Origin of the sequence: Hafnia paralvei, assembly GCF_020150375.1 — a bacterium.
GTDB lineage: Bacteria > Pseudomonadota > Gammaproteobacteria > Enterobacterales > Enterobacteriaceae > Hafnia > Hafnia paralvei.
This window is the reverse complement of the sequence record NZ_CP083738.1, coordinates 146,901-169,986: the sequence shown is the minus strand read 5'-3', so window position 1 is coordinate 169,986 and position 23,086 is coordinate 146,901. Positions and strand designations below refer to the sequence as shown.

Sequence of the window (23,086 nt, the reverse complement as noted above, 5' to 3'; positions counted from 1 at the left end):
AGGACATGACCATGATTTCAGCACAAGAGCAAGCTTTACGTAATTTCAAACTCGCCACCGGCTCAACATGGAGCAGCGCAGCTAAAGCCTTGGGCATTACTGAGCGAGCTATTATGAGTTATGTAGCTAGCCCGTCTTCAAAGGGATATCGGGAAATGCCGACAGAAGTTTGGCAAAAGCTTGAAAACCTCACTGGTCATGAGCTAATTCGGAATGGTGAAGGCTTATATTTTCCAAGAAAGAAAATAATTTCTATCAGTTCACAAAAGGGTGGCGTGGGTAAAACAACAATTGCTGCAATTATTGCATCTATCCTTGCCCACATGGGCTATAAGACACTTGTGATCGATATGGACCCGCAAGGAAACCTTACTGAACAGTATTATCTTGAGGATGATGAGTTCCCACACGAAATACTTGCAGATCCAGATGGTGATGACTTCAAACCAGGTCCGGCTCACGTATGGAACATGTTCAGAAATGATGCGGAAATCTGCCCCCTGCAACTTCAAGATAACCTTTATCTGATCGGTTCAAGTCTAGATCTAGCAGATATTCAGCTAGGCAGTTCTGATACTGTAATCAACAATTTCTATAATAATATTAAATCGTTAGAGTCGCAGTTCGATATCATTATTCTCGACACATTACCTAGTTTTGGGAATGCACTTGCGTCTGCGCATCGATCAGCCGATTGGCTTGTTATACCTTCTGAGTTAGCTAGATTTTCTAAAAAAGGTATCAGCTATCAGTTACGTACTGCTATGAATACTAAGCGGCTTTATGAAACTGACCTGACGTTGCTTGGGATAGTTATCAATAAAATTGTTTATACCAGTCGTAAAGAGGATTCCCTTGTCCGTATACAAGAGAACTATCGTGAATTACTGACTTCGCAATACGGTGATTCAATCCTTTTACCTGCGTTAAAAACTGCAACGCAAATCGTTGAGTCACAAGCAGTAGCTGTTCCTTTAATAGAGTATGCGCCTAAATCTGAAACTTCATTGCAGTTCACTGCATTAACGCAAGAGATACTCCGTCGAATTAAAGTTGAGGAAGAGGCTTCTCATGGCTAAAAAAGATTTCAGAAAAGCAATCGGTGGAGCAAAGTCTCAAGAAAATATCATAAGCTCTCTTATCCGCGGCACCGCCAAGAAAGAAGACTTAGAGCTAGTATGGCTCCCTCACGACAAAGTTTATAGCGTCGTTCAAGTACGTACTAAATTTAAGGAGCTCGAGGGCTTAGCCGCATCGATGAAAGGCAAAACTCAGCATGAAGCTATTCGGGTTTTTCCTGCCAATAAAGATGGAATGCATCGCATTCACATGGGAGAACGTCGTTGGCGCGCTGCGGTCATCAATGATGAACCAGTGTTGGCCATCATTGATCAACGGCTAAATCCTGAGACTTATAATGCTAAGAATATACTTGGGCAAATCGCTGAAAATGATCAACGAGAACCACTAACACCTATTGAACTTGCAAGGGCATTTGCTCTATTACGTGACAATTTTGGGCTAAAAACCGGAGAGATTGCAGAAGGATTGGGGCGTAAACCTGCATATGTATCAAAGCATTTAAAACTTTTAGACATGCCTGAGCCGGTTCAAGAACTGATGAGTGATGGCATAGTCACTTATCTCGAAACGCTGAATATTTTAACTAACATTTTTGCCGCCTCAGCAGAAGATGGGCTTAAATTTGTAGAAGAAATTAGGGCTAAAGGTGAGGTTTCTCGAGACGAAGCTCAAACAAAACTTAATATCCTTAAAGGTAAGGCTGTAGCTATATCTGCTGAGCAGGTTAATCCTGATAGCCATATAGAAACAATATCGGATTGTCAGGATGTGAAAGATCATGTTGAAAGCATTGATACAAATAATAGCCTTCCAGTACCTGATGAGCGGTCCTTACCTACTCAAGATACTTCCGAGACTTCCGAGGCCTCTGATGTGACTGAGAATGTTCAGTCCATAGCGCCACAGCCAACGACCGAACAGATTGAACATACACCAAACAGCGGTCGTGATAACAACACTGACAACGGGCTTACTAATAGCTTTTTACCAAGCGAACCCGATGAAGAGATCATTGGTCAGAACAACGCAGAATTAGCTAGAAGCGACGTTTTAAATCAAATCGCGGCTTCTCGAGCAACAGTATATGTGCTTATTGACGGTGTTGAGCATATTCTGCTTGATAAACCAAGCTATACAGAAAATGGCGAAGAATATGTCTCATGTCAGGTTCCTGGTTCACTTGTTATCGAAGTTCCTGTTTCTGAATGCGTATTGAGCCGAGTTACATTGACTAAATAATTGCATTACCTCATGATTATTCCGATTTATACGCATTAATCGGAATAATCAAAGAGGTTACTATGCCCAATAAAAATGAGGAAACTATCAATGATAATTGGAAACGAGGATCACATGACAACAGCGGCTCGTATCTTGAAAAAAGAAACGATAGCCCAGCTGATGAACGACAAAAACGTGAAGAGTCAGGGATACAAAATATTAGCTCGGTGGGCCCTGAACCAGCCGACCTCATTACTCAAGTTGGAACAGAAAGGATTTCTGGTTCTTTACACAACGTTAGTGAACCAGCAAGAAGAAGAGATGGAAGCATTGCTGACGAATCGGGACGCATCGATGAGCGAGCAGGAATTATTGGAACTTCAGGGGATCAACACAAGTCTTCTAATTTCCGACTAAACGCAGTTACTGATCTTGGTGCTGGCGGTGCTAAAACCAAGTTCAAAGATAACATCGCTTCCCTTGAGCTTCTCAAAGACCTTGAAAGTAATAAGCGGCAGGCATCGCCTGATGAACAAGCCATTTTGGCCCGTTATGTTGGATGGGGAGGCATACCTCAGGCGTTTGATGAAACCAATTCTGATTGGGAAAAGGAGTACACACGTCTCCGTGATCTCTTGTCTCCAGATGAGTACGATTCAGCGAGGGCCTCTACATTAAATGCCCACTATACGTCCTCAGATGTAATCACCGGCATCTATAGTGGTTTGCAGAAAATCGGGGTAGGTGATGGTGTTCGTATTCTGGAACCGGCATCTGGTATTGGGCATTTCGCTGGTATGCTCCCTTTTCAGGCCGACATGACCCTCAATGAACTGGATTCAATTTCCTCAAGAATTTCACGCCAGCTTTATCCTGAATTCACAACTATCCATCAGGGATTTGAAAAATTCCGCGCCCCCCGCGACTACTTTGATGTTGCAATTGGTAACCCGCCTTTTGGCGACTTCAGAGTGAATGATCCACAAAATCCTCAGATAAGTCGATTTTCAATTCATAACTTCTTTATTGCCAAAAGTCTGGACTCATTACGTGCCGGTGGTGTAACGGCGATGGTTGTGAGCCGTTTCTTCATGGACTCAAAGAATTCTGAGCATAGAGAATATATAGCCGAGCGGGCCCATTTCCTTGGCGCAATCCGTTTACCCAATAGCGCCTTTAAGCAAAATGCTCTAACGACCGTCACTACTGACATTGTTTTTTTTCAGAAGGCTCAACTAGGTGAAGAAACTGAACGTGGCTGGATAGATACCGATTTTGTCCGCTGTGCCACCACAAATGAACCTATCGCGGTCAACGCATGGTTTGTTAATCATCCGGAGCAGATGATCGGGCAAATGCAACTCGAGAGCAGAGCATTCGGTAACTCACCACAATGTGTTGCCGCTCAAGACTTAAATCTGAATACTGAAATAACCAGCCGCCTTTCACCCTTGCCTAAAAATTGTTTCATCACTAAGCAACGTAATGATGAACTAAATACCGTATCGTCAAAAGTTTCCGTTAACTTTACAGATACAGGGGTCAAAGTTGATAGCTTCTTCATCACACCTGACAACCGAATTGCGGTACGTAAACCCGATTTATTGGGGAATGGTGATTACGTATATTACGACACCCGTTCTGCTGTTGAAGATGAGCGTATCCGCAGTGCAATTCAAATCAGAGACACTCTGACGCATCTTATTGCGTTAGAAACTAATGATGATACCAGCCAGAGCATCATGGATGAGGTACGGCAGTCGCTTAATCTTCTCTATGATAAGCATGTTAAAAAGTACGATTTTCTGTCCAGTCGCTCGAATAAAAACGTTCTCAAGTATGACCCACTTTATCCACTTCTGCAGTCGCTGGAAGTAGAGTACGACAAGGGCGTTACTAAAACGATGGCTGAAAAAGAAGGGAGTACTCAGCGCAAACCGTCCGCCCGAAAGGCTGCGATATTTACAAGGCGTGTAAATCGCCCCAGCAGCATTGCCAGTAGTGCTGATTCAGCAAAAGATGGTTTAGTCATTTCGCTTAATGAAACCGGCCGTGTTGATATAGACCGTATCTCTACTCTAACGGGAATACCTCCAGAAGCTGTCACACGAGAACTTCATGGTCTGATCTACAGAAATCCTGAAAGTCTTGAGTATGTTACCGCTGACTCTTTCTTGTCCGGTAACGTTAAGAAAAAATTGGACAAAGCACGTAGGTTACATGGCGCTATTCCTTCAGTAACGGCAGACGAATTAGACAAATTTACCCACCAATATTTCACTCCTGAAGCAGCTGCCAGATTCAAATCCATTAATACAGAAATATTACTCGAAGAGCTACAGAGCAGCATCAAAGCCCTAGAGGAAAGCCAACCTCAAGATATAGATGCAATTGATATATCAGTACAACTGATCAGCACTTGGTTGCCTCAACAAGATATTCAGGCCTTCATTCGCGAGCACCTTGGCATTGCAGACCAGGAGTGCAAAGCCATATATGTACAGCCGGTTGGTAAATGGATAACAAAATTTAGAGGGGGCAATAAGGATTTGCTCGAGAATACGTGGGGGACTGCACGTATGAATGCTCTCGAAATCCTCGATCGTCTTTACAACAATACTTCTGTTCAGGTGCGCGATGTAACAGGTTTTAAAGACGATGGGTCTCCAATCTATACAGTAAACCAAGAGGAGACTCTAGCAGCTCAAGGAAAGGCCGAGCAGATAGCAAACGAATTTACTGACTGGATTTGGCGTGATGCAGAACGACGGGAGCGTCTGGCCAAACGCTACAACGACCGTTTTAATACACACGTTCCGGCGTCTTATGATGGTTCACACTTAGTTTTGCCTCAAGCTAGCGGTGATATCAAGCTACGTGGTACGCAAAAGAATGCGATCTGGAGAGGAATTCAGGAGGGTGGAGGCTTAGGTGATCATGTTGTAGGGGCCGGTAAAACACTGACCGCGATTGCAACAATTATGGAACAGCGGCGCATGGGGCTAGTCAATAAGCCCATGGTTGTGGTCCCCAACCATCTACTCGGACAATGGAAGGATGAATTCTATAAATTATATCCAGGTGCGAATGTTCTCGTTGCTGAGCAGGCTGATTTTGAGAAAGACAACCGCAAACGCTTATTCGCTTCTGTCGCTACAGGGGATTTTGATGCTGTAATCATTGGGCACTCTTCATTCAAATTCCTTTCTTTGGCACCGGAAGATGAGATGTCCTTTCTAGCTGAGCAGGTAAGCGACATCAGTGCTTCTCTGGACGAATACAAGCAGTCTCTTGGTAGACGCGACCCATCAGTAAAAGAAATGGAGAAGCAGAAAAAGAGGCTTGAAGAAAGAATTGCGAAAATTTCTGACTCTGGACAAAAGGATGATTTGCTTACTTTTGATCAGTTGGGTATCGACGCTCTATTCATTGATGAAGCAGATGAATTCAAAAATCTGGCCATAGTGACTTCACAGAGCCGCATTGCAGGACTGGGTAATTTACAAGGCTCAGAAAAAGCGATGGACCTGTTTCTTAAATGCCGCTGGTTGCAGAAGAAACGCAATGGCAAAGGCGTTTACTTTTACACAGGTACTCCGATCAGTAACTCTCTTGCTGAACTCTATACTTTGCAGCGCTACATGCAATATGACGAGCTTAAAGAAAAAGGAATAGCTGCATTCGACAGTTGGTCTTCAACTTTTGGTCAAGTAGTAAACGGTTGGGAACTCGACGCTACAGGCGTGAATTATCGACTCAATGCACGCTTTGCAAAGTTTACAAATGTTCCAGAGCTGATGCGTATGTACCGGTCATTTGCTGATGTTGTGACACAAAAAGATTTGGCGATACAGGCGCGTGCAGATGGCACAGGACGGCTAGTACCAAAACTTAAAGGTGGCAAACCAACCACAGTAGTTGTTCCGCGCTCAAAATTACAAGCGGCGTTTATGGGTGAGATGGAAACTGTCATTGATCCCTTAACGAATAGACCTGCTATCGATAACGTTGGTCGAGAAGTTAAAGAGTGGACACCTGGTTCTATCATCTATCGTATGGAGAACATGCCGAAGGACCCTCGAATTGATAATGCGCTTAAAGTCACACACGATGCGCGAATTGCGGCTCTCGATTTTCGGCTTGTTGAACCACATGCTCCGGATGACGAAGGTAGCAAAGTTAACGAAGCTGTACGACGCATACATTTCATCTGGCATGCTAATACATACCGCAAAGGCACTCAGCTTGTATTTTGTGATCTCTCTACCCCTAAAGGCAAATTCACAGCGAATACACCCGTTGTCGACGAATCAGCAAACGGTGACAGTTTCTCAATGGCGGAAATCCTTGGAGAAAGCATTGATCCTGATAAGTTTTCTGTTTATGCCGATATTAAGCAAAAGCTAATTGATAAAGGTGTACCGGCCAACGAAATTAAATTCATACACGATGCGACTAACGACCAGAAACGTCAGGAGCTCTTCAGAGCGGTAAACAGCGGTGATGTTCGTATATTGATCGGTTCTACATCAAAAATGGGTGCCGGTACAAACGTACAGCGTCGTCTTGTTGCCTTGCACGATTTGGACTGCCCGTGGCGACCGCGTGATCTTGAACAAAGACATGGTCGCGGTATACGACAGGGCAACATGTTCTTTGAGCAAGATAAAGAAAATTTCGAACTGGAGATCTGCTGCTACGCTACAGAACGTACCTACGATGCCCGAATGTGGCAAACAATAGAGGTCAAAGCACGTGGAATTGAGCAGTTCCGGAATGGTTCGCTGACTGATCGAGTTATTGAAGATATTGCAGGTGATGCAGCAAATGCCGCAGAAATGAAAGCAAGCGCTACAGGCAATCAGCTAATTTTCCAGCAAGTCAAGATTGATTCAGAAAAGCGCAAACAAGAAACACTGTACCGGAATTGGCAACGAAGTCGGCATTCGCTTGAAACACGATTAGCACAGATACCCCGGGATATTCTTCAACTGACAGAATTAGTGCCTCACATCCGCGATGATTTAGCGTACATAGCCCAAAATGCAGATAGCGTAGGACTACAGACCCATGCAACAACTTTCATCTGGAAGAAAACAGAAAGCGTTAAAGCAGATATCGAAAAGCTAGAAATTTATCTCAAGGACAAAATGAGAAAAGCAGTCGACAACATGACAATTGACGACCGAGAGCCAGTTCTTGTTGGTAACTACAGAGGCATGACTGTCAGCGTAAAAGCAGGAAACAACGCAAGAGGGCTATTTACCAATTTCATGTTAAGTCGCGCAGATGGCCAACTGACTCATATGGACAATATGAACATATTTTACAGCAGCGGTGACTCATTTAGTCCAACCGGCTTATTTGTTCGTATAGACAACATATTGAGTACAGCAGCAAATGAAGTGACACAGTGCGAAAAAAATATTGAGCGACTACAGAGAGACCTAGAAATTGCGAAACAATCTCTTGAGGGTGACTATCCACAGAAAGAATACCTTGACGCATTGCGGCAGGATGCCATCGATGTAATGGTCGAGTTGAAGAAAATGCAGGACGATGACGACTATGTATCAACATGGAAGTCCATGAGCGAAGAAATTGCTCCGGGCACCCAGATTAAAATCAGCAATAGCGAAAATGCCCCCCTTGAAGAATTGACCGTTGAAAAGGAGAGCAATACAGAAGCCCCTGTCAGCACCGCAGCATCGACGCCTGACCTAAGTAGTCAGAATGTCCAGAAATCCATCTCAACTGCTCCTGAAAAGGTCCTGCCGCGGGAAGATAGTTCACCAGAACATACTTCGCTACTGAGAAATAACACTGATACACCTGATACACCTGATACTAATCTTACTGGCCAGCGCCAAAACTCAACCAACCTAGTGGTGCCTTTCAAATTCGGTGAAGTAATTTACAACACTGAAATAGAAAGACTGCAGATCAAGTTTTCTGACAAACCGGAGAAAGGCAGTGAAGCGCACCGGCTAATGCGTATGCTTTCAGAACGTGGCCGCTTCTCCTACGCGCCGACACAGAACAAATGCTGGGTTAGGAGGTTAAACGATAAATCCGTAATTGCAGCGGCGAACATCCTGCAGGTCGAGTTGCCTCTGATATCACGTCTGGAAACCGAGCCAACATCACATGAGATAGAAATGCCGGCAGCGGTCGAGTCAGTAAGACTTACCAGTGAAGAGTTAGCTTCAATGGAACTCACAGCTAACGAACTCTTTTCCCGATACAACGAAGGGGACTGTAGCGCCGTCAGAATATTCACCACGACCCGCGAGCTGGCGGAAGCTGGCAGTGCAGAAGGTATGTATCTTCTGTCATTTTGCTACTTTGACGGCATAGGAACTGAAGCCGACACATCTAAAGCGGTTGAACTTCTGCATCAGGCCGCAGGTACCGGCCATCAAGAATCATGCCATCGCGTAGCTGAGTTATACGAAACTGGTGATTATGAGCATGTAATAGATCTAAAACAGGCTCTATATTTTTATGGGAAGTCGGAACCTGATTTAAGTAATCACGCTATTGAGAGAGTGACTCGTAAAATATCTCAAAAATCTCTATCACAAAGCAATGGATTCCAACTGTTGCTCGATAAGCATAGAGATCATCCCGAGTCACCAGAAAAATTCTACAGCAGAATGGGACTTCTTTATGACCGAATTATTGAGACTCAATCACAGCGTGATACACTTCAGGCTGAAATTACTTTCATAGATAAACTAAACGATACAAAACAATTCAAAACACGAACAAATTCCATAGCGCTAGATACAGCTACTCAAGATGAACTTGCAGGACTTAATACGCACATAATGGGCATTATTAGATGTGCTGTAGAAGAAAGAAAGGAAAAAGGCATACCCGTTGAAATTGACGTGGGTAATTATGCAGGTTTGAGAATAAAAGTCCGTTCAGTGGCAGATGAGCTACGATTTTGTATCGTAGGTAAAAATTGTTGGGCCCCAAACGATCTCATATACAAGAAGGGTCAGCGCGAAAAATTCAAGCTGTCAGAATTCTTGGATGTCATTGAATCATTTCCTGATGAATTGCAGGATAAACTTTGTCAAAGTGAATTGCACCTCTTAGAACTAGAGGAACAACAGCAGGCCGAGGAATCAAAATTCAATGAATCAAAAGAACTTTCTATGAGAAAAGAGGATGTTTCGAAACACATGGTAGGAAATATAGATACGACATCGCAAGAAAGTATCTCGTTAACACTAAAACATAAATAAAGAGAAAAGCCCTGTATTTATCAGGGCTTTTTTTAGCTAGCGACTACAGAAGAAAACGCTAATAAATCATATAATGGCTAATCGCCCCAATAACTAACTTTCCCATCTACAACGCTCTACTCGTAGTTTTATCCGACAATGTTGAGCTAAAGACGGTTTTTATGCAATAAACAATCTCATAGTTATCCCCAAATTAAATTAGACGCATTAATTTCATGGTGAACCAGTTCACCACCCAACAAAACAAACAAATAAGAAAAGGTTTTTTCTTTATCAGTTAGCCATTTTTTATAAGTTGAAAGGACAAGCTGCCAGTCTGCTGTACAATAGTGAGATTCGATAACTCCAGACTGAAAACGATGACCATCATCATATTTTTCACCAGAAAACACCATTCCTTCTCCTGAAATATCGAGGTAGTGAACGCTGTCATGCTCGGGAGATGGGGGGGTATCAACCTCCATTGTTTTATAATCGACAACCGTTGTTCCTATAACGATAGTTGTCATATAGCTGATGTTTAATCTTATTTTAATTTCTGTTCGAAGATCATACAGACAATCACACCAACAGGTTTGTGACAATTCATCATGTGCAACACCCTCTGACTCTTCCAAAAAACTAAGCGCAAGCTCTTTAGTCAATTTGTCATGAGTTGAAAGGGCTATAAGTCGCAATTCGTTTTTTCTTAAAACATTTATATCGTAAGCCTCTGATTCTTCCAAAAACCTAAGCGTAAGCTCTTTAGTGAATTTGTCATGAGTTGAAAGGGCTATACGTCACAGTTGGTCTTCTCTTAAATTACTCATAATGAATTACCCTCTTTCTGGAAAACTAATTTGCACATCGCTAATATCGTTATCTTCCCATGTTTCTACAAAATCATGCGTTTGCTCGTGGAAACCATTTTTTTGATAAAACTCTTCGGCTTGCTGTTTTTCTAACAATGCCTCATTATCCATAAATCGCTTAAATCGTAGATCACCCGCATCGACAAGACCCATTACGTACTGTTTTCCATCTCTTTCAAAAGATGGCTTCCAGTCATGCGATTCTTTGAATAATTGAGCCAGAAAAATTAAATTAGTTTTGCTGGTATAGAACATGCCCGATAGTGAACCATAACCATCAACATGCAAATCAACATAGCAATCATAGGTAAAATCAATATTACTGAAATCCATTGCCTACCTCAATCAATGAAAATGCTTATCCATTTCTAAAATTGCCGGAACAGTACCGTCAGGTTCATAGTCTTTGAAAATAGCATCAGGATAAAAATATGGGTTCTCACCTTTACCTCTGCTGTTTTCATCAAAACCGAATTTAACAACGACTTCTTCCCAGTTCCAGAATAAATCAAGCCCGTAAATGTATTCATTAGAAAGTACCGTTATAGTTTCATCAGAAATCCAATTTTTATCCCTATCAGTAACAATATCGAGATTCAATAGTTGACCAAGTAAAAAAGCGACCTGTTGACCTGATAAATCTTCTGTTTTATAGCTACCTTCACTGTGTATAAACTGTAAACGAGCAATCACTCTATAAATGTAGTTGTAATCCAGTGTAGAAGGAACCCTTACATACCCATCATAAGACTTATCGTGAGAAACATGTGTTAAATGAAGAATCCATGTAGCATCATTTTCAAAACCATCATTCTCATGCACTGGAGTATTCTTATCCACATAGTTCATAATCAATCCTCTAGTTAAATTACGCATGGGGCAAATGCTGCATCAACAACTGCGGAAAGCTGATGTGTTGGCATGTAATCTTTGTAATTAATCCACACACGTTTGATTCCTCCATCAACCTGTTGTATTGCTCGCTCACGCCGTTCTATACAATCTCTGTCCAGCCATATCCCGTTAAACAAAGGGGAACTATTGTTAGAAAAATAAACCTTTTTATCTTCAGCAGACATACAGTTAAGCATGTAAGCAAGATAACGACATACAAGCGCGAAACCTCTTACCGGATGGTTCTTATCGTCAGGTTCAACGTTTTTATTATCGAACTCTATAATGCCGCCTTTGCGGATTCTGAATTCCCCAAAGGTCATAACATGCGCACGTTCTGGTTTTGTCGGGAATGTCCATGTAGCGTAAAACGAGTACACCCCGCGATCTTTTTCTATCCACGCCTCCGCAACAAAGCAAGCCTCGCGACTATCCAAACAGGCTGAGTCGCGCGGAGGTACACAAAATGACTCACTGTTATGAGAAACAGGTTGCGTGTATTTTCCTAGAATGAAAGTGTCACCAACTTTCATATCCCTGATAGAGCGCTGAAACCAGAGCGGCATACGGCAGTAATGCATAAAATTATAAACCGTCTTTATTGAACTCAATTTCATTATTAGCTCCTATAAAATTCTTATCGTCGATTTTGCTTACGCACATCTATATGAGCGGTTTCTGAGATAGCTAACAAATATTGTTGCTGCGAATCAATCAAGCCGATTACCAACGGATGTTTGGAAAGCAACCGAGTGCATTGATTTTCAATCATATGAATTCCCCCCCCCTTAATCACCAACAACTAAAATATGCTACCTAGGTTCTCAATCAGGAAATTAGCTTTATCTTTGTCAATGATTTTGTCACTCAACTATCCCATTAATTTCCATCAGTGCCTTGAAGCTTTTATATGCATCTCTCCTTTTCGTATTCAGGTGTTCGATATTGATTAAACACTTTTCAATATTTTTAGTTCTAGTCACACATTCGTCAACATCTATACTAAATTTTGAGCTTAGCGTTACATTAACTGCTTGATCGCGAACATGTGAAAACTCTTCATCCATGCAACTTGCAAACCTCTTGTATTTTGTATCCTTATTATAATTTTCGTCCTTTATACTATCCTGGCATTTGTTTATGATTAACTTAATGACCGATTGTCGCGGGATTTTAGATAGGGTTTCAAACCCAGTTTCATATCCCTCGAAGAAGGCAATACATGATAATGTAGCGACCAATGTAGCGACCATAACCGAAGTAAACACAAGATTTGAAAAATAAATTTTTTTTGGACATCTACGTTTTAAATCTGCATATACCTTATAATCAACCTTTAAATCTGAATAAAATTTCATTAGGAATTTAATCATTATTCTTCTCTATATCATTTTGGTTTCTCTACTTTTAAAGTAATTATATTCCAGTAAGTTCCAGATAACGAGAATAGACCTTCTTAGCATACTTTAAGCGAAAAGAAGCATTCGCATTCTTAAATCCTGCATTGTAAGCGCCAACTGACTCCCAATTAACTCCATTTGCTGAAATATTTTTTGCAAGAATCCACGCTCCAACATGAATGTTTTGACAGGGATTATCTAGTAAATCCTTTCTTGTAATGCCCATACGTGAAAGGGTTATATACCAAGATGAATTAATTTGCATCAATCCAACATCCTCGCTGAGTATTTTGCCATTTCTTTTATTTAACCCAATAGCTCTCGGATTCATGCTGCTTTCAACTTCTGCTATTGCCAGCAACAGACGGTGGTCAATAGAAAATCTCTCACCGGCTTGCTTAAAGCATTCTTTGAAATTTTTATTTGCTGTACTCTGTGCTGCGTGGTTTGAAAAAGAAATAACAAAAAGAGAAATCATAATATATTTAATAAAGAACATAACTTATAACCCATGAAGGAAAAGTAAATGACGGTTATCATAGGTACTTTTTTACACCTTACGGAAATACTAATGGTAACCATAAGTACAATTAGCATCAGACAAGCTGCGTGTTCAGGTTCAACCCATACAGCTATAGTTGGGATAATATAGAAGTCGCCTGAAGCGATCCAAACCTCTCTCTTACGCACATAGCCTATAAGATTTATAAAAATCGCGGGGGCTGTAAAAAAAACAATAGATATGAGTGAACATGTTATATATTCAGGCTCAATAGTAATCCCTGATAAAGCTACCATTGAAAATATCAGCGCATCAGGCACCCATTTTGCAGCATAGTCTGTATATGCAACAATAGATAGAAGCAGACAGTATAGTATTAATAGTTCATTTTCATAGTAAGTGTAGATACATATATTAAGAACACATATCAAGGACACCATCGCAACAGAACTATTTATAGTGACCTTTTCATTTTTAAGATCCTCCAAGTGCTTGATGGCTAATTTCTTTTCTCTTTTATATACTTTTGAAGTATATTTCAGTGTAAAAAATGATAAAAGAACACTTACAAAAATGAATATAACCATTTTACCTCACATAGACTAAATACTCTGCCGGTATGAATGTTGGCTTTTTAAGCTTCGCACTATTAGTATTAATAAAGCTACTATCAGTGAAGCCCACTAACGCACTCCCCTCAGTTTGGCTTGTTACTTTAGACAACATACCTTGTTGAGATGGCATATATACATATCCTAATCCAGATTCGATGTGCATTTTAATTGTGTTATCAACAGGCAACCATGACGGGAGAGATACTTTCGATGTTACTTCGCCATTTGCGGATGGATTAGCTAAATAGAATGAGTCGAACGTTGATGCATAGATCATAAACATTGATGCACGATTACTAACAACTGTGTCATTATATTCATCACTTTCATTTCCTAAGTTTAGATATCCAAATATTACTGCTAAGCAGAATGCTATAATCATTATGGATTTCATATTTTACTCTCACATGAGTGGATTTATCAGTAGAAGTTCATCATTAGATTTAATGATATCTCCAGGCATAGGAACTTTACTACCCGACTGAGCAGCAATTGCTAGACGCTTTAACAATGCTAAAGAAGCATTTGAGACAGCCTGATCCTTATTTTCTCCGAAAATTTCAAACTCTTCAAAATCCAAGAATTGTATATGGTATCCCGATTGCTCAATTCGTCCTGTTGCTGGATATGGTACAAAGTATGATGCGATTTTATTAACTGTTTTTTTCTTTGAATCTATTTTCTTTACCAACTGATATGCTCTCAAATGAGTATATCTCTTAAGCATATTCAAAGATTTGTGGCCTGAAATTGCAGCTACCTCCATCATATTCAATGTACCTAATTCAAAAAGACGGCTTATGGCTTCATGACGCAGGTCGTGGAAGTGAAGGTCCTCGATTTTTAGGTGTTTTATCGATTTTCGCCATTTTGATTTAAAACCGTTAGACGTATACTTGAACACGTTTCCACAGACCTGCGGGCTCATGTTTTGTAGTAATTCCCTTGCTTTTTTAGATAACGGAACATCCCTCCAAGTCCCATTTTTTGTTTCGGGTAAGTGTGCTACGCCAATTTGAAGATTGATATTCTCCCATGCTAGGCCAAGGATTTCGCCTTGTCTCATCGCAGTCTCTATAGCCAAGTAAAAAATTGTATAAACTTCATGGCTCTCTTCTTTTAGAAACTTCGCTATTTTCCTCTCTTCATAACTTTTGAGTCGTCTGTCACGACCTTTACTTACTTTCGGCTTCCGCACTACAGTAACGGGATTTAACTTGCATACGCCCCACTCAACTTCAGCCACTTTAAAAAGTGCCGATAACATCGCTAGTTCTAATCTGACCGTATTTCCAGATATTAGTTTATTTGTTTTTATATTTACAGTATTTAATCTTTCATCTCTATATTCAGCAATATCTACCGACGATATTTCGTGCATAAATTTATTAGATATTTCATATTTTTTTATTACGCTGGACCTATATAATTCTTGCATCCATCCTTTTTTTTCTATGGAGACAACCTCAACATATTTGTCTAAAGCCTTTCCAAGTGTGATTGTCTTATTTCTAGCCATTTTTCCCTCAATAGAAAAAGGCTAGAACTTTATATCTGTTTGTAATTTTGTCAATCCTGTCAATCCGGCGTGTGGCGAACTATTGCGCCAACACAAGTTGTAACGTTCTTTAAAGGCACTTGGCCTAACAATTTGAACATGGGAAAACAAACATTTTGCTCTATCACTAAAATCAAAGGTTCACTCGGGGCTGGCTGGGACTCAATGGAATGTTCATTGAGTAAAGACGCTCAGGGAAATTGGTTTTTAGCTCAAAATTCAGCAAATAGTTTCGTATATTGTGATGCAGTTTGCTTTAAATAACTCTCCTATCACCCCCCCCTGTCAATCCGGTGTGTGGAAGGGAGGGGACGTCGGAAAACTAATCACAACCCAAACAATCGCCAACGGACAAAGCATTTCAATCGGAAAAGCGAAATTTTGCGCATTATCATATGTTTACTTGGATGACTTGGCTAAGCACCAAAGTAGTTGTCAGTTAACAGTAGATGCTGCACATAACTGGAAGCTAATCTCATTTTTAGATGGTGGCTACAACCGCTGCGCTGCTACATGTCTTCAATAATTTGGCTAGATGGAAGCCACATTAGCGTATGCATATCGCTTGGCATGTTGTTTGAGATGTTCGATCGGAACCTAATGCTGTTAGTGTCCATCGATTTCCTGAATTATTGATTCTGCACCCTCCAGTAGTTGTATCTGCTCCGTATCTGCTACCTACATTTGAATATGAAACAGAGCAATAGCTTGCAGTCACTGTAGTTGTTGAAGGACTACCTTGCGAGGGAATTTTCGTAACTTCTGTATAGAAAGTTTGGCCTATACTGCCAGACTTAGACCACACGCCGGATTGACAGGAAAGTGTCCCTCCCGTTGCGTCGCGGCCTATCAGACCATTTGATGGGCAAGATGCACCAGCAACAGCGATCCCGTTAACCTGAATATATTCTCCAGCAGTCATACGGCCATTTGATTGAACTGTGCCTGCTTGTAACTGACCACCGGTATAAATTGACTTATTATTGTAGGCTCGTATCCATGTATTATCGGTCATATTGAAGCCGCCACCCCATTTCTCATTGTACCAACCTGTATCTCCCGTAGTCCTAAACCATCCTCCCGTATAAGTTTCACCTGCTGTACGAGTCGTCTGAGAATTAACGTTAGTTGCTGTGACAGTCGTTGCATTTGTATTTGTGGAATTGAGGGTCGTGGTAGTCGTCGTAGCTGCGTTTGTAATATTATTTCCACCTAAGTTCAGTGCTGTACTCATCGTATTCAGTTCTGGATGTCCAGGAACTGCTTTACGGTATAAATAATCGCTGACTTTTATACCATTATTATAAAAACCAGCAATTACAACACTACCCTCACCAGGATTGTACCCGCCAAATGCAGAAAGATTAGTTGTCCAACTTCCCAACGCTCCCTTAGCAGTATTCCCTTCGATAATCCCGCCATCTGACCCAACACCTATAGCTATTTTTCTTGCAAGGCTTTTTGAAAGTTTGACACCTCCATTTAGGAACGTCATAGAATTTAACTTGTCCACTGTGGGTTCAAAAACTCGAGTCTGATATGTAGCCGAAAATCCGTTTTGTGTGGAAAAACCTGTTGGCAGGTATCCTGCAGAGATTAGTTCTGGGACACCGAAAATGAAAGGTGTTGTAGCTGTAGCTTTCGCTGCAATTGTATCGTGATTTTCTTTGATGTAGAGGTTAACAGCCTGCTGTACCCGTTTTGCTTGAGTCGCGGCAACAGTAGCTCTAGTTTGATCAATCATATAACTACTGACTGGGATTATAATTATTGCAAAAAAAATCAGGAAAATACCTATAGCAATAACTGCATCAGTTATTTGGGCAACACCTTTTTTCATAATCATTCCTCAAAAATTATATACAATTGCATTAAACTCATCAGAAAGAGATTTATAGTTTCCATGAGCTATTTTTGCTTTGATAGCTGAGCTCTGTGTGCAATTGACAAGATTATAGCCTGTCAGATCAACAGTTCTTCCGGTAACAATATTTTGTCTAATTACTGGCGTCATTCTTTGATGCGCAATTACATAAAGAGTGTTAGATATATTTTGTTTAGCATTTGGGTTAATTTCTTCACAAAACATTACGTAGCGTTCTATAGCTTCATATACTGACGATGCATGTATAGTTGAAACTACGAACATCGAGAGCGAGGCTAAAAGAACTTCATGAGCAGTCTGACTGTCCCTAATTTCACCCAAGAGTAAACATGATGCTCCCGTCCTCCATGCTTTTTTGGTCGCTGTTGAATATGTTTCATTTTGGCTAACTTCAAGTTGCATGCATCTCCCATTACCGTGTCGTCCATTTAGAAAAGTTTCAATTGGGTCCTCAATCGATACGCCCAAGCAACCTGTTGATTCTATCCTATGCTGAAGTACGGATGCTGCCGTCGTTGTTTTCCCGCACCCCATCTCTCCTGACACCAAAAATAGTCCTGTTGCTCCTTTATGCTCCACAGATTGTCTCAATGGAGTTGTTAAAGGGATATCTGAAAAAGCTAATGTTTTCTTAGGTGTCTGCCTAATTACATAGCTAACACCATCAAATATATTGCAAATGACTGTGACACGGAAAAGTCTAGTATCGTATATGATCGAAAATTCAGTTTTTTTACTTGAATTATAGATTTCCTCGCATGCTTTCTTGAGATTTTGTGCATCCTCTGCATATTCTGATGATAAATCGCTTAGAAAAGTAGTTGCACCATTCAACCCCTTAATTTCTGAGAAATCATTTCCCAAGTATAAATCAATAAAGCTAATATCTTTCAAGGCAAGCATTTAATATTATTCCGATAAACGCCCCAGTAAGGGGCGTTGATTTCTTATTACGACTTCGTAGTAAATGCCACAGTATTGCTATCAGTTGTACACGCCGACGTTGCCATTACTGCGGTGACTTCACCAGTGAAGGATTGAGAGTTTATCTTCGTTGAAGCCATCTCTGTTGTCCCCATTTTTTGCGCGAGGTTGATACAGTCTTTATTTGAAAGTTTTGTATCTGTGATAGTGAAACCAATACCTGCCCCCTTTACTGTAATTACACCACCAGACCGGTTATTAATTGTACTTCCAGAGTAGGAGACATTGCTTGGTAGTGCTCCAGAACTAATCAATGCTTGGTTATAGTCAGAAGTGCCATATCCACTACTTGCTCGCATGTTTTTTGTTTCATTTATTAAGTTGCTGATTAATGTAACTTCGTTGGCCGCGTAGAATTTAGTGTATCCAACATATGACAGTGCCATCACAACGGCGATGATAACCAGAGTAAGACCGATAGAAACCACTGAGTCAGTAATGTTTGCAATACCACGTTTTAACGATTTCATATAAAATCCTATTTATTGAATGTATTTAAAAAATTTCTATAGTGTTTTGTGAGATTTATTTAAAAAAAGCTTGCTGTATTAAATCAGACATAATCAGAATTAATAACATTATTGAACCTGCGCAGGCGAAATAGCCTATTGTTTTTAATACCTCCCCAGATGTCTCTACTGCTGCGATTGTCTTATCTAACCATTTACCTGCAAATCTCTTAAGTGAACCTTCCTTATTTGAAGATTCGAAGAGACTTTTCATTTTAATTATTGCCGCATCACCAGGAAACTCATAACCAGTCACATCTAATGCTGTACCTAGATTTTCCTCACCATCTTCAATTGCATTCAACGTCGCTTCTAATCGCTCTAATAACCATGGTGATTCACACGATGAAACCATATTTTTTATAGCTGTTTCCATCGGTATACCTGCTGAGAGCATTGCATTGACATTCATAATGAATGTAGCCCCACTTAGTCGACGATAAATTGAGTAAGGAGGTATTCGGTCAAACATGAACCTGATATTTCCTGTCCAATTTGCAAATGATTTATAAACTACATAAATTGATACAGCAGAAACCGAAATTATTAAATACCAATACTCAGTCACAAACACGTAGAAATACCAAATTGAAAGCTGAACCATATTCCATTTTTCAAGTGGTACACTTTGACGTAAAACCGGTACAAGCAAGATACAGAACATAACGACAATGCCGAATGAAAGAGCAAACATGTAAGAAACTATGAGTGATGTTGATCTTACAGAGCGTAATATCTTATCAGTGCCTTCTGCAATGAACATTGCATTCAAAAAGCCATCTGCAACACGCCCTGCTGAGTCACAAGACTCTATAATGCTTAATTCTTGATCGGGTATCCACTCACGTAACGACTCTGCGAGAGAAAATCCAGCTTTTAAATTTTGTAAGCATTCATTCAATATCTTGCCAATAGGATTATTAGGATTTGAACCACGCCTAGTATAGTTGTCAATTAACTTAGTGAAAGTTACTTCTGCAGTTAGACCATCTAACAAATACTGTCTAAATTCATCATAAAGCTCAATTCTATCTTGCGCGCCAAATGTTTTCTGATAAATCCATCGTTCAAAATTATTCATTGAATTTTTCATCCCGATCTAAGTTGCATATCTTCTTATGTGCTAATACAGGATCTACAACCCCCTCATTAATCAATCGCGTGATATTTTCGCATAATGTTTCGCCTCCGTTTGCTCGCCAATACCTCCATGCAGCAAATTTTCCTTTTGTGGCATATAGATTCATGAATCGATAGTCTGTCTCAATAACCTCAAAGACCCCAGTTCGCCCCTTTATCCCCTGATGAGCACATTCATCACAGCCTTCTTTATTAATAAGGAATGCTTGTTTGTAATTTGTGTACTTCTCAATTGTTTCTTGCAATTCCGGCTCTATATTATGCTTGTTTGCTTCATAGGATAATTTGCAATCAGGGCATAGAAGCGCGGTTAACCGAAGTCCGATTAGGCACGTTATTAGTGTTGCATCTGTCAGTAGGTCCTGATCTACACCAAATCGCCGCAATCTCTGAATAATGTCTATGGCGTAGCTAGTGTGAATAGTTGTGATGACGCCATGCCCTGTTTGTGCGGCTTCTATCACGCCGGTTGCTGAAGTATTATCTCTAACCTCCCCAATATAGATGACATCAGGATCAAGACGCATAAGATTCGAAATAGCCTTGCCCCATGCTTTACCCATCAACTCCCTGTCACTGCGATCAGCTATAATTAGGGGGGTTTGAACCGCCCCACGTATAGGAGATTCAATGGGGTCTTCTACAGTTAACAAGTTAACCCCTACATCATCTCTCGTTATGCATTCTGCCATGCACTGTGACAATGTTGATTTCCCATGGCCAGTGGGGCCACTCGAGAAGATCGTGCCTGATGGCTTTGATATTGACCGGCGTATAGCAGATGCTTGTTTTTTGGTTAGTCCAAGCTTCTCTAGTTCTAAATATTGTTTACGTCTTGAAATTAGACGAACAACTGCAAGCAACGTTTCAGAACTACCCGGGCGACTTGCGAAACGCCCAGTACTTAAACCAAACTCGGACACGAATTCCTCTTTGATCCTTGCATCAGCAGACTCAGTCCAGCTTAAAGTACTGGTACTTTGCTCAGTACACATTGAGTTGAATAATGTATTAACTAATTTTTTCCCATTCTCTGCTGAATCACCGAACTCTTTCATGTTTCGTTTTGTTCCATCAATACGAAACGATACTTGGAAATATGAAGAATCAATTCTGAAATGAATATCTGAAGCTCGAAGTTCAACTGCTCGCTTGAATATGCTAATAACTATAGTTTGAGCATCACTTTGAACACTTTCATGCGAAGCTGGAGCAGCATCGAAAGAGTTACTTACTTCTGCTAGCTGCTCTCTACTAACCCATATAACTTTTGGACGTATATCTTTACTGCGTAATCTTTTTGCTAATTCGAAATATTGTGTATCTCCTTCAAGTTTGTCGAGCGTGAACAAAAAAAAGTCGTTATCTTTTCTTCCTTTAAGAAGAATTACGTTATCTAGAATTTCTCTCGATGGTTTAAAACCTTCTAAAACGCTATTGAAATTAACAAGACTATGCGTAATCTCTGTATACGTCATAAATTATTCTCATGATTAATTTATTGTTTGAATGCGTTGGTCTGAAATATTTCTCACTTTCACACCATTTAGGCCTATGCTAATCACTTGCCACCGTCCTCCTGGCAATAATTGACCTTGAGACAATGTTGCAGTATTTCCATCTTGTGTACTTACTACAGCATTATGCCCACTGATTTTTACTAACTTAGGCAGAATATCTAGACTAGTAGTTGTGCCCACTTGCCCAGTTCTATTCAAAGCACTGTCCGAGATTGTTCCTGAGCTGCCACTACTTTCGGCTTCTGCCTTTGCTTTGTTAACCGCTGCTTTTGCCTCATAAAGTACCCGTTGCTTCTGCAAGTTGTCTAAATCCCAACCAGACCCGCTTTCTGCACTTACCATAAATGCGCTTATCATTAATACAGCGAATATTTTAGCGTTTACCATAAACTACTCCTGTTATTTTATAACTCACTGAGCCTTGCTCTTGCCCGAACTCATAAATGATATTGTTAATGCGCATTCCCGTATATTCCCCCTTCTTGAAAATAAGCTCCGGAGGTATACGGGTTTCTACATTAAATGTGTACTCTCGCCAATCCTGAAGCGGTAATTTTTCGCCTTCTTCGTTTTTTTCAACATCCTTTATAGATACCTCTGTAAGTGCTAGAGGAATATTTACAGATTGAAATAATGAGATGATAGTCAATAGCTGTTCACCAATATTTTTCATTGGATCATCGCCGTTAGCCAAGAGATTATTTTCAATTCTAAATTCTGATATTGATGTCTGCGTGATATTGAAGCTAGGCTCTGTATCAAATAGCTTCCTTACTGCTGCAACGAATTTATCATACGTCACGGCGGAATTATCAGGACGATTATAGTTAGCACTTATTTCATCCTGACTGCATTTTATCGTTGCAAGTTGCCAGCCCTCAATTGAGATATTGAATTTTTTCAAACTAGCATTACATCCTTTTAATAAAACCGGAATTGAGGATGAATTAATCCATGGGTGTTTTAGTTTATCTAACGCTATTTGGTACCTCGCATTTTTATTAACTTCCTCTTGTTTTCTTATCACCTCCTGCATGGCTATATTTTTTATTCTTTCTTGCTCTTCAAAATATTCAAGAACAAAATAGGCAGCTACACACATCACCACTAACCCAATGGCACACCCCGCTAGCTGCGGTTTTGTCATTCCCCACCGAAGCGGTTTAAGCTTAAAATCTTTGCTTATATTTTCTGGCTTTAACAATGTATCGAGATCTAGCAGCTCAGTAACCCATGAAAACTTATCAGGCTCGCCAAAAACCGGAATTTCAGTACTTTGATTACCACGCAAATCCTGTTTAAGATCTACAACAACTTGGTATAGTTGAGATTCTACATAAATCGCGTCTGAAGCGGGGTGAATTGCGCCCTTTTCTGTTCGTCCAACAAGCGTATACTCCTGCTCGTTTTTATCATTCATCCCCAATGGAATTATGGCTATACAGCTACCTTCAAGTAATGAGGCTAGCGAGACAATTAGAGAATATCCACCTCGCAATTTCTGACGTGATCGCGGTGCAAACCCCGCTTGAGTTGCTTCCCCTTCTCGTATTGCAACAACATCAAGATTTCGCGCCCTGCCAATTTTGCGAACCTCTTTCATCTTATTTCGTTGAGCTTTAATGGTCTCCCATTCAAGCCCGATAACGAATCGATGACCACTTATAGT

Annotated in this window: 19 protein-coding genes; 3 read left to right on the top strand and 16 right to left on the bottom strand. The window is 40.5% G+C overall.

What is annotated here, in order from left to right; translation table 11 throughout:
- Positions 1-11 precede the first annotated feature (11 nt).
- The 3 genes from K9N75_RS22480 (at position 12) to K9N75_RS22470 (ending at position 9,560) form a co-directional block, all read left to right on the top strand.
- Positions 12-1,079: a ParA family protein gene (locus K9N75_RS22480; protein ID WP_046360958.1), complete on the top strand. Its 1,068-nt coding sequence runs from the start codon at positions 12-14 to the stop codon at positions 1,077-1,079.
- Positions 1,072-2,322 carry a ParB/RepB/Spo0J family partition protein gene (locus K9N75_RS22475; RefSeq protein WP_046360959.1) on the top strand — a complete coding sequence of 417 codons (1,251 nt, stop codon included), beginning with the start codon at positions 1,072-1,074 and terminating at the stop codon, positions 2,320-2,322. Before K9N75_RS22480 ends, K9N75_RS22475 begins: the two co-directional genes overlap by 8 nt.
- A gap of 62 nt (positions 2,323-2,384) precedes the next feature.
- A complete protein-coding gene (locus K9N75_RS22470) occupies positions 2,385-9,560 on the top strand; it encodes a helicase-like domain-containing protein (protein ID WP_052739813.1) in 7,176 nt (2,391 codons plus the stop codon).
- A 182-nt stretch (positions 9,561-9,742) separates the two neighbouring features.
- On the opposite strand, the gene K9N75_RS22465 is transcribed toward K9N75_RS22470, so the two are convergent.
- The 16 genes from K9N75_RS22465 to pilO2 form a co-directional block, all read right to left on the bottom strand.
- Complete coding sequence (locus K9N75_RS22465; protein ID WP_224452638.1) at positions 9,743-10,285, bottom strand: hypothetical protein; 543 nt, start codon at positions 10,283-10,285, stop codon at positions 9,743-9,745.
- Between the two features lie 90 nt (positions 10,286-10,375).
- Positions 10,376-10,744 (bottom strand): hypothetical protein, encoded by a 369-nt coding sequence (locus K9N75_RS22460; RefSeq protein WP_046360960.1) that lies wholly within the window; start codon positions 10,742-10,744, stop codon positions 10,376-10,378.
- A 12-nt stretch (positions 10,745-10,756) separates the two neighbouring features.
- Positions 10,757-11,260 carry a hypothetical protein gene (locus tag K9N75_RS22455; protein WP_046360961.1) on the bottom strand — a complete coding sequence of 168 codons (504 nt, stop codon included), beginning with the start codon at positions 11,258-11,260 and terminating at the stop codon, positions 10,757-10,759.
- A 14-nt stretch (positions 11,261-11,274) separates the two neighbouring features.
- Positions 11,275-11,922 carry a hypothetical protein gene (locus tag K9N75_RS22450; RefSeq protein ID WP_046360962.1) on the bottom strand — a complete coding sequence of 216 codons (648 nt, stop codon included), beginning with the start codon at positions 11,920-11,922 and terminating at the stop codon, positions 11,275-11,277.
- A gap of 246 nt (positions 11,923-12,168) precedes the next feature.
- Positions 12,169-12,678: a hypothetical protein gene (locus K9N75_RS22445; RefSeq protein ID WP_046360963.1), complete on the bottom strand. Its 510-nt coding sequence runs from the start codon at positions 12,676-12,678 to the stop codon at positions 12,169-12,171.
- Between the two features lie 43 nt (positions 12,679-12,721).
- Positions 12,722-13,204 carry a lytic transglycosylase domain-containing protein gene (locus K9N75_RS22440; RefSeq protein WP_046360964.1) on the bottom strand — a complete coding sequence of 161 codons (483 nt, stop codon included), beginning with the start codon at positions 13,202-13,204 and terminating at the stop codon, positions 12,722-12,724.
- Positions 13,180-13,794, bottom strand: coding sequence for a prepilin peptidase (locus K9N75_RS22435; protein ID WP_046360965.1), 615 nt, complete (start codon positions 13,792-13,794; stop codon positions 13,180-13,182). The genes K9N75_RS22440 and K9N75_RS22435 overlap by 25 nt, the downstream gene beginning before the upstream one ends.
- A gap of 1 nt (position 13,795) precedes the next feature.
- Complete coding sequence (gene pilM, locus K9N75_RS22430; protein WP_096081280.1) at positions 13,796-14,215, bottom strand: type IV pilus biogenesis protein PilM; 420 nt, start codon at positions 14,213-14,215, stop codon at positions 13,796-13,798.
- 9 nt (positions 14,216-14,224) lie between these two features.
- Entirely contained in the window at positions 14,225-15,340 is a 1,116-nt protein-coding gene (locus tag K9N75_RS22425) for a site-specific integrase (protein WP_046360967.1), read from the bottom strand.
- 586 nt (positions 15,341-15,926) lie between these two features.
- Positions 15,927-17,219, bottom strand: coding sequence for a shufflon system plasmid conjugative transfer pilus tip adhesin PilV (pilV, locus tag K9N75_RS22420; protein ID WP_224452637.1), 1,293 nt, complete (start codon positions 17,217-17,219; stop codon positions 15,927-15,929).
- A 9-nt stretch (positions 17,220-17,228) separates the two neighbouring features.
- Complete coding sequence (locus K9N75_RS22415) at positions 17,229-18,167, bottom strand: ATPase, T2SS/T4P/T4SS family (RefSeq protein ID WP_046360278.1); 939 nt, start codon at positions 18,165-18,167, stop codon at positions 17,229-17,231.
- 47 nt (positions 18,168-18,214) lie between these two features.
- Positions 18,215-18,718, bottom strand: a complete 504-nt coding sequence (locus K9N75_RS22410) for a type 4 pilus major pilin (RefSeq protein WP_046360279.1) — start codon at positions 18,716-18,718, stop codon at positions 18,215-18,217.
- Positions 18,719-18,773: 55 nt separating this feature from the next.
- Positions 18,774-19,838: a type II secretion system F family protein gene (locus K9N75_RS22405; RefSeq protein ID WP_046360280.1), complete on the bottom strand. Its 1,065-nt coding sequence runs from the start codon at positions 19,836-19,838 to the stop codon at positions 18,774-18,776.
- Positions 19,831-21,375: a GspE/PulE family protein gene (locus K9N75_RS22400; protein WP_046360281.1), complete on the bottom strand. Its 1,545-nt coding sequence runs from the start codon at positions 21,373-21,375 to the stop codon at positions 19,831-19,833. The genes K9N75_RS22405 and K9N75_RS22400 overlap by 8 nt, the downstream gene beginning before the upstream one ends.
- 15 nt (positions 21,376-21,390) lie before the next feature.
- Complete coding sequence (pilP, locus tag K9N75_RS22395) at positions 21,391-21,804, bottom strand: type IV pilus biogenesis protein PilP (protein ID WP_046360282.1); 414 nt, start codon at positions 21,802-21,804, stop codon at positions 21,391-21,393.
- Positions 21,791-23,020, bottom strand: coding sequence for a type 4b pilus protein PilO2 (gene pilO2, locus K9N75_RS22390; RefSeq protein ID WP_263481252.1), 1,230 nt, complete (start codon positions 23,018-23,020; stop codon positions 21,791-21,793). The genes pilP and pilO2 overlap by 14 nt, the downstream gene beginning before the upstream one ends.
- Positions 23,021-23,086 lie beyond the last annotated feature (66 nt).

What these genes read in the sequence shown, in the direction of transcription:
- K9N75_RS22480 (WP_046360958.1), top strand. Translation starts at nt 12, where the DNA reads ATGATTTCAGCACAAGAGCAAGCTTTACGTAATTTCAAACTCGCCACC.
- K9N75_RS22475 (WP_046360959.1), top strand. Translation starts at nt 1,072, where the DNA reads ATGGCTAAAAAAGATTTCAGAAAAGCAATCGGTGGAGCAAAGTCTCAA.
- K9N75_RS22470 (WP_052739813.1), top strand. Translation starts at nt 2,385, where the DNA reads ATGCCCAATAAAAATGAGGAAACTATCAATGATAATTGGAAACGAGGA.
- K9N75_RS22460 (WP_046360960.1), bottom strand. Translation starts at nt 10,744, where the DNA reads ATGGATTTCAGTAATATTGATTTTACCTATGATTGCTATGTTGATTTG.
- K9N75_RS22455 (WP_046360961.1), bottom strand. Translation starts at nt 11,260, where the DNA reads ATGAACTATGTGGATAAGAATACTCCAGTGCATGAGAATGATGGTTTT.
- K9N75_RS22450 (WP_046360962.1), bottom strand. Translation starts at nt 11,922, where the DNA reads ATGAAATTGAGTTCAATAAAGACGGTTTATAATTTTATGCATTACTGC.
- K9N75_RS22445 (WP_046360963.1), bottom strand. Translation starts at nt 12,678, where the DNA reads ATGATTAAATTCCTAATGAAATTTTATTCAGATTTAAAGGTTGATTAT.
- K9N75_RS22440 (WP_046360964.1), bottom strand. Translation starts at nt 13,204, where the DNA reads ATGTTCTTTATTAAATATATTATGATTTCTCTTTTTGTTATTTCTTTT.
- K9N75_RS22435 (WP_046360965.1), bottom strand. Translation starts at nt 13,794, where the DNA reads ATGGTTATATTCATTTTTGTAAGTGTTCTTTTATCATTTTTTACACTG.
- pilM (WP_096081280.1), bottom strand. Translation starts at nt 14,215, where the DNA reads ATGAAATCCATAATGATTATAGCATTCTGCTTAGCAGTAATATTTGGA.
- K9N75_RS22425 (WP_046360967.1), bottom strand. Translation starts at nt 15,340, where the DNA reads ATGGCTAGAAATAAGACAATCACACTTGGAAAGGCTTTAGACAAATAT.
- pilV (WP_224452637.1), bottom strand. Translation starts at nt 17,219, where the DNA reads ATGAAAAAAGGTGTTGCCCAAATAACTGATGCAGTTATTGCTATAGGT.
- K9N75_RS22415 (WP_046360278.1), bottom strand. Translation starts at nt 18,167, where the DNA reads ATGCTTGCCTTGAAAGATATTAGCTTTATTGATTTATACTTGGGAAAT.
- K9N75_RS22410 (WP_046360279.1), bottom strand. Translation starts at nt 18,718, where the DNA reads ATGAAATCGTTAAAACGTGGTATTGCAAACATTACTGACTCAGTGGTT.
- K9N75_RS22405 (WP_046360280.1), bottom strand. Translation starts at nt 19,838, where the DNA reads ATGAATAATTTTGAACGATGGATTTATCAGAAAACATTTGGCGCGCAA.
- K9N75_RS22400 (WP_046360281.1), bottom strand. Translation starts at nt 21,375, where the DNA reads ATGACGTATACAGAGATTACGCATAGTCTTGTTAATTTCAATAGCGTT.
- pilP (WP_046360282.1), bottom strand. Translation starts at nt 21,804, where the DNA reads ATGGTAAACGCTAAAATATTCGCTGTATTAATGATAAGCGCATTTATG.
- pilO2 (WP_263481252.1), bottom strand. Translation starts at nt 23,020, where the DNA reads ATGAAAGAGGTTCGCAAAATTGGCAGGGCGCGAAATCTTGATGTTGTT.